The organism is Azospirillum aestuarii (assembly GCF_016632405.1).
Lineage (GTDB): Bacteria > Pseudomonadota > Alphaproteobacteria > Azospirillales > Azospirillaceae > Azospirillum > Azospirillum aestuarii.
Map to the genome: position 1 here is coordinate 24,684 of NZ_JAEPIV010000004.1, position 6,479 is coordinate 31,162.

Annotated in this window: 7 protein-coding genes; 1 reads left to right on the forward strand and 6 read right to left on the reverse strand. The window is 65.6% G+C overall.

Features of this window, described 5'->3' with window-relative positions:
• Window positions 1–74: 74 nt before the first annotated feature.
• Genes JJL56_RS11265 through napE form a run of 6 tightly spaced genes read right to left on the reverse strand, consistent with a single transcriptional unit; the run spans window position 75 to window position 4,845 of the window.
• The gene (locus JJL56_RS11265) at window positions 75–761 is read right to left on the reverse strand and encodes a cytochrome c3 family protein (protein WP_200485171.1); all 687 of its coding nucleotides are present in this window, start codon (window positions 759–761) and stop codon (window positions 75–77) included.
• Window positions 758–1,240, reverse strand: a complete 483-nt coding sequence (locus JJL56_RS11270; RefSeq protein ID WP_200485172.1) for a nitrate reductase cytochrome c-type subunit — start codon at window positions 1,238–1,240, stop codon at window positions 758–760. Before JJL56_RS11270 ends, JJL56_RS11265 begins: the two co-directional genes overlap by 4 nt.
• A gap of 15 nt (window positions 1,241–1,255) precedes the next feature.
• Window positions 1,256–3,748, reverse strand: coding sequence for a periplasmic nitrate reductase subunit alpha (napA, locus tag JJL56_RS11275; RefSeq protein WP_200485173.1), 2,493 nt, complete (start codon window positions 3,746–3,748; stop codon window positions 1,256–1,258).
• Between the two features lie 45 nt (window positions 3,749–3,793).
• Window positions 3,794–4,108, reverse strand: a complete 315-nt coding sequence (locus JJL56_RS11280) for a chaperone NapD (protein ID WP_200485174.1) — start codon at window positions 4,106–4,108, stop codon at window positions 3,794–3,796.
• Window positions 4,098–4,610 carry a ferredoxin-type protein NapF gene (gene napF, locus JJL56_RS11285; RefSeq protein WP_145624624.1) on the reverse strand — a complete coding sequence of 171 codons (513 nt, stop codon included), beginning with the start codon at window positions 4,608–4,610 and terminating at the stop codon, window positions 4,098–4,100. The genes JJL56_RS11280 and napF overlap by 11 nt, the downstream gene beginning before the upstream one ends.
• A 13-nt stretch (window positions 4,611–4,623) precedes the next feature.
• Window positions 4,624–4,845, reverse strand: coding sequence for a periplasmic nitrate reductase, NapE protein (napE, locus tag JJL56_RS11290; RefSeq protein WP_145624622.1), 222 nt, complete (start codon window positions 4,843–4,845; stop codon window positions 4,624–4,626).
• A 773-nt stretch (window positions 4,846–5,618) separates the two neighbouring features.
• On the opposite strand from napE, the gene oxlT reads away from it, so the two are divergent.
• On the forward strand, window positions 5,619–6,479 hold an 861-nt coding region (oxlT, locus tag JJL56_RS11295; protein WP_247891027.1), incomplete at its 3' end, for an oxalate/formate MFS antiporter.

The following is a 6,479-nucleotide window of genomic DNA, read 5'->3' on the forward strand; positions in this document are numbered from 1 at the left end:
TGCCGGACGCACCGCCACGCGCAACCCCCTCACCCTAACCCTCCCCCCAGAGGGGAGAGGGAACTTCATTGTGTTCAATGCGGGTTCGCCGGCCCGGGCGTGGCGTCGGCCAGCCAGCGGCCGATCGGGTCGTCGCTGTCGTTGCCAATATCGTTGGACGCCTCGCTCCAGCCCGGCGGGACACCGTCCATGTTGGGCAGGCGGTGGGCGATGCCCTTGTGGCAGTCGATGCAGGTGCGCTGCCCGCTGAACAGATATTGCTGGTGGATGCGCGCCGCCCGCGCCCCCTGTTTGGTGATGTCCATCGACTCCGCGCTGTGGCAGTTGCGGCATTCCAGGGAATTGTTGGCCTTCAGCCGCGCCCATTCATGCTCGGCCAGCTCGCGCCGCTTCTCCACGAACTTGTCGCGCGTGCTGATGGTGCCGAAGATCTTGCCCCAGACCTCCTTCGAAGCCTGCATCTTGCGGGCGATCTTGTCGGTCCAGTTGTGGGGGACGTGGCAGTCCGGGCAGGTCGCCCGCACGCCGGAGCGGTTGGTGAAGTGGATGGTGGTCTTCAACTCCTCGAACACATTGTCCCGCATCTCGTGGCAGCTCGTGCAGAACTTCTCGGTGTTGGTGACCTCCAGGGCGGTGTTGAAGCCGCCCCAGAACATCACGCCGGCCAGGAAGCCGCCCAGCGTCAGGAAGCCGAGGCTGAGGTAACGGCTCGGCCCCGCGATGATCCGCCAGGGCCGCAGCAGGAAATCGGGCAGCTTCATCGCCGGTCACCCCCGTCCGACGGGCGACTGATGAGGCTGTCCATGTCCCTGAAGGTGTTCGGGACGATGGGCTGCGCCACGGTCTGGGGAACGTGGCACTGCGTGCAGAAGTAGCGGCGCGGCGCCACGGCGCCCAGAGTCTGGCCCTCGCGGTCGACGTAGTGGGTGATGCTGATCATCGGCGCCTGGGTGGCCCCGGTGAACTGGCGGCTGTGGCAGGTCAGGCACTGGTTGTTGTTCAGGCTGATCTGATAATCGCGGATGTTGTGCGGGATGACCGGCGGCTGTTCCGGATAGTTGCGGGCGACCCGCCGGTCATCGGTGACGTCGGCGGGGATCGGCGGGGCCGGGTCCTCGTCGGTGAACTGGATCGGCGGGCGGAAGGGCTCCTTGACCTGTCCGGTTCCCTGGGCGGCGAGCAGTGCGGGCACGAGGCAGGGCAGGGCCGCGGCCAGCGCGAGCATGAGATGGCGGCGCATGGGTCGGGTCCTCCCTCAGACGGCCACGATCTTGACGGCGCACTTCTTGAAGTCCGTCTGCTTGCTGATCGGGTCGGTGGCGTCGAGCGTGCATTTGTTGATGAGGCGCGCCGAGTCGAACCACGGCACGAAGACCACGCCGCGCGGCGGCCGGTTGCGCCCGCGCGTCTCGACCCGCGTGCGCATCTCGCCGCGCCGCGACATCACCTTGACCTCCGAGCCGCGGCGCAGGCCGCGCGCCTGCGCGTCGTCCGGGTGCATGTAGACCAGCGCCATCGGCATGGCCTTGTAAAGCTCGGGCACCCGCATGGTCATGGAGCCGGAGTGCCAGTGCTCCAGCACGCGGCCCGTGACCAGCCACAGGTCGAAGTCCTTGTCCGGCGATTCCGCCGGGGGTTCGTAGGGGAAGGCGAACAGGTTGGCCTTGCCGTCCGGGTTCCCGTAGAAACGCACCCCCTCGCCCTTCGGGACATAGGGGTCGAGTCCTTCCCGGTAGCGCCATTTCGTCTCCTTGCCCTCGACCACCGGCCAGCGCAGCCCGCGCACCTCGTGATAGGTGTCGAAGGGCGCCAGATCGTGGCCGTGGCCGCGCCCGAAGGCGGCGTATTCCTCGAACAGCCCCTTCTGCACGTAGAAGCCGAACTCCTTCGACTCCCGGTTCTCATAGGCGGGGTCCAGCTCCGACACGGGGAAGCGGTCGACGTTGCCGTTGCGGAACAGCACGTCGAACAGGTTTTTGCCGCGGAAATCGGGGTTGGCGTCGAGGATCTCCTTCGGCCACACCTCGTCGGTGGTGAAGCGCTTGGAGAATTCCATGAGCTGCCAGAGGTCCGAGCGCGCCTCCCCAGGCGCGTTGACGAGCTGGTGCCAGAAATGGGTCCGCCGTTCCGCGTTGCCGTAGGCGCCCTCCTTCTCCACCCACATGGCGGCGGGCAGGATCAGGTCGGCGGCGGCGGCGGTCACCGTCGGGTAGGCGTCCGACACGACGATGAAATTCTCCGGGTTGCGGTAGCCGGGGTAGGTCTCCTGGTCGCTGTTGGGCGCCGCCTGGAGGTTGTTGTTGACCATGATCCAATAGGCGTTGAGCTTCCCGTCCTTCAGCATCCGGTCCTGCAGGACGGCGTGATAGCCGATCTTGCCGGGCAACAGGCCCTTGGGGATCTTCCAGCCCTCCTCCACGTGGGAGCGGTGGGTGGGGTTGGTCACCTGCATGTCGGCGGGCAGGCGGTGGGCGAAGGTGCCGACCTCGCGCGCCGTGCCGCAGGCCGAGGGCTGGCCGGTCAGCGAGAAGGGGCTGTTCCCCGGTTCCGAGATCTTTCCGGTCAGCAGGTGGATGTTGTAGACCATGTGGTTGACCCACACGCCGCGGACGTGCTGGTTGAACCCCATGGTCCACAGCGACATGACCTTGATCTTCGGGTCCGCGTACATCTCGGCGAGCGCCAGCAGCCGCTCCTTCGGCACCTTGCTCAACTCCGCCACCTTCTCCAGCGTATACTCGCTGACGAAGGCGGCGAACTCGTCGAAGCTCATGGGCTTGGAATCGGTCGGGTCCTTGGCGTTCGCCGCGCGAACCTCCAGCACGCTTTCGGGGCGCAGGCCGTAGCCGATGTCCTTCTGTCCCAGCCGGAAGCTGCAATGCTTTTCGATGAACGCCTTGTCCACCCGGCCGGTCTGGATGATGTGGTTCGCGATGTAGTTCAGGATCGCCAGATCGGTCCCCGGCTCGAAGATCATCGGCACGTCGGCCAGTTCGAAGCTGCGGTGCTCGAAGGTCGAGAGGACGGCCACCTTCACGTGATTGTGGGCGAGCCGCCGGTCGGTGATGCGCGTCCACAGGATGGGGTGCATCTCCGCCATGTTCGAGCCCCACAGCACGAAGGCGTCGGCGTGCTCGAAGTCGTCGTAGCAGCCCATCGGCTCGTCCATGCCGAAGGTGCGGATGAAGGCCACGGCGGCCGAGGCCATGCAGTGTCGGGCGTTGGGGTCGAGGTTGTTGGTGCGGAAGCCGGCGCGCATCAGCTTGGACGCGGCGTAGCCCTCCCAGATCGTCCATTGGCCGGACCCGAACATGCCTACGGCGTCCGGCCCCTTCTCCTTCAGCACCCGCTTCCACTGGCGGGCCATCTCGTCGAAGGCCTCGTCCCAGGAGACCGGGCGAAATTCCCCGTCCTTATGGTACTTCCCGTCGCGCATGCGCAGCAGCGGCTGGGTCAGCCGGTCCTGCCCGTACATGATCTTGGACAGGAAATAGCCCTTCACGCAGTTCAGGCCGCGGTTAACCTCCGCCTGCATGTCGCCGTGGGTGGCGACGACCCGGTTGTCCTTGGTGGCGACCATGACGCTGCACCCGGTGCCGCAGAAGCGGCAGGGCGCCTTGGACCAGGTGAGCTGGGCGTCCTCGCCCGCCACCATGGATGGCTGGGCCATGGCGGGCAGGCTGATGCCACCCGCCGTCGCGGCGGCCGCGACCGCCTGCGCCTTGATGAAATCCCGCCGGTCAAGCATGGGTTCCTCCCCCCTTTTTCTTGACGAATGTGAAATCCGGAAGAGTCAGCGCCGTGCCGGGCCGACCTCCTCCGCGCTTTGGGCCGCCACAGGCTCGGCGTGGTGGAAGACCATGACCGCCGACATCACGCCGTTCATCAGGTGGATCGCGGTCATGCGGTCGGCGATGCGGCCCTCATGGGGGCCCTCCACGGTCACCACCATCCGGCCCCTTTCCTCAGTATGGACCTCGACGTCGCCCAGCGCGGCGATGGCGGCGCGCACGTCGGGGCTGCGCTCGGGCCGCAGATGGACGAGGATGGAGGCGATGTGCCATTCCGCCGGCGCCTCGGCCGGTCGGTCGGGGGCGTCAGGGGGCATGGGCGGTCTCCGGTCCGGGTCGCAATGTGATGGCATCAGCCGGGCAGGCGGCCTGGCAGGCGCCGCAGCCGGTGCAGGCGCCGTCGTCCACCGTGGGAACCGCCACGCCGCCCGGCGCCAGGGCGAAGCGGATGGCCGATTCCGGGCAGGCGTCGCGGCAGCTTCGGCAGACGATGCGGTGGGTGGCGAAGCAGGAGGGGCCGATCCGCACCGCCAGCGTCCAAGGGTGTGCGGTGGAACGGTCGAAGACCGGTTCGGGGCAGGCGTCCGCGCAGGAAGCGCAGAAACTGCACTCGCCGCGCTGGAAGTCGATTTCGGGAAAGCCGCCGTCCCCCCGGCGGACGATGCCCTCCGGACAGGAGTCGGTGCAGGCGCCGCAGCGGGTGCACAGATCCGTGAAGCGGTCCGTCCGGGACCAGGGCGGACGCAACGGCGCGGGTTCCGGTCGTCGCCGTCCGCGGAGAAAGCCTCGTCGCCCTAAATCGACCGTCTCATCGGCCATGGCACCGCTCCGCTCACACCGGGGGAGGACCGGGCGGACCCATGATGATTTGCGACATCCAGACCAGGAAGCCATAGCCGCCCACGATGGCGACCGAAAGGATCGGCCAGATCACCACCGCCAGGATAAGGAACATGGCGATCTCCCGTCGTTTCGCGCCGGGATCGGGCAGGGGCTGGCTGGCGGCGGCGCGGGACGGGAAGCGGGTTGGGTCTGGAGGACGGTGGCGGCTCATGGGGGCTCCCGTTTTTGGCGGGCTGTGGCTTCTAAGGACGACCGAGAAAGCGGTCGAGCGATCCAACAACAGGTTGAGCGCGGCTTCTGTTCCATGCTGCGGGCGCGCAGTGGAAACGGCGCCAGCGGGGAGTAGCCATGGCCTTTATGGTAATCCGGGATGCTGACGATTCGAAGAGCAAACTTTTTTTGAGGGTGCGGGGGATTAAGCGGGCCGCCGGTCCGTAAACTGTATGAAGAGGGGATAAGGAGGTCGGACGGCCTTGGTGTGATTTGGGTCAGCCGGATTGTTTATTTCCGATTCGTACGGGACATGCAGATCAGATCAACTATGAGGTTGCTGACGATCTGAAGTTCTGTAAGATTGGAACAGCCGTTTTGGTGTAACGGCTTCTCCACTGTTGTGATCGTAAGTGAAGCGAACTCATGATGAGGCCGCGCCTGCTTTGGCGCGGCCTTTTTTTTGCTTTTTTAAGTTATATCACGAAAGTTTGACTCTTCTGATTCCGCTCTTCCGTAAGGCATAACTGTAACGATAGTTGCTAAGGGAGGGATTATTTGTGGTGTGATCCCTGAAACGGATATTGTGTCCCGCTGATTATGTGGTATACCAAGTACGAAATGCGGAACACCAAGCCTCTCCCAACGGTGGCGGTGGTGCTCCCGCCAAGACATGAAGGGCACGCAAGCCCCAGAGAAAGGCAATGCGACAACAACCATCGGCCCCGCCCGGCTGAGTTGAGTGTTCGATCACCGCATTGGGGAGGAAGAGTAATGAGTCAGTCCATCGCTGCACCGCCTGGCGGCAAGCAGGCGCCCATTTCCGACGGCGCGCGCTGGATGCAGATCGTCGTCGGCATCGTCTGCATGGTGGCCGCGGCCAACATCCAGTATGCCTGGACGCTGTTCGTGCCGGAAATCCAGGCCACCCATGGCTGGACCCGCGCCTCGATCCAGACCGCCTTCACCGTCTTCGTCGTCGTCCAGACCTGGCTGACCCCCATCGAAGGCTACTTCATCGACCGTTACGGCCCCCGCGTCATCGTCGCCTTCGGCGGCGTGATGACCGGCCTGTCCTGGATCGTCGACAGCTACGCCGGCTCGCTCGGCATGCTCTATGTCGGTTCGGCCATCGGCGGCATCGGCGTCGGCTGCGTCTACGCCACCTGCGTCAACAGCGCGATCAAGTGGTTCCCGGACAAGCGCGGCCTCGCCGTCGGCCTGACCGCGGGCGGTTACGGCGCCGGCTCGGCCCTGACCATCCTGCCGATCGCCAACATGATCCACTCCTCCGGCTATCAGGCGACCTTCTTCTGGTTCGGTCTGCTGCAGGGTGCGATCATCATCGCCGCCGCCTTCTTCCTGCGCGCTCCGCAGAAGGAACAGGTCAAGGCCTCGACCAAGGTCCTGCAGTCCCGCCGCGACTACACGCTGAAGGAAGCGCTGCAGACGCCGGTGTTCTGGGTCATGATGGTCATGTTCATCTGCACCGTGTCGGGCGGTCTGATGGCGGTGGCCCAGCTCGGCGTGATCGCCCACGATCTGGGCGTGAAGGAAGCCCCGATCAGCCTGTTCGGCATCACCATGGCGGCTCTGCCCTTCGCGCTGATGCTCGACCGCGTGATGAACGGCATC

What these genes read in the sequence shown, in the direction of transcription:
- JJL56_RS11265 (WP_200485171.1), bottom strand. Translation starts at nt 761, where the DNA reads ATGAAGCTGCCCGATTTCCTGCTGCGGCCCTGGCGGATCATCGCGGGG.
- JJL56_RS11270 (WP_200485172.1), bottom strand. Translation starts at nt 1,240, where the DNA reads ATGCGCCGCCATCTCATGCTCGCGCTGGCCGCGGCCCTGCCCTGCCTC.
- napA (WP_200485173.1), bottom strand. Translation starts at nt 3,748, where the DNA reads ATGCTTGACCGGCGGGATTTCATCAAGGCGCAGGCGGTCGCGGCCGCC.
- JJL56_RS11280 (WP_200485174.1), bottom strand. Translation starts at nt 4,108, where the DNA reads ATGCCCCCTGACGCCCCCGACCGACCGGCCGAGGCGCCGGCGGAATGG.
- napF (WP_145624624.1), bottom strand. Translation starts at nt 4,610, where the DNA reads ATGGCCGATGAGACGGTCGATTTAGGGCGACGAGGCTTTCTCCGCGGA.
- napE (WP_145624622.1), bottom strand. Translation starts at nt 4,845, where the DNA reads ATGAGCCGCCACCGTCCTCCAGACCCAACCCGCTTCCCGTCCCGCGCC.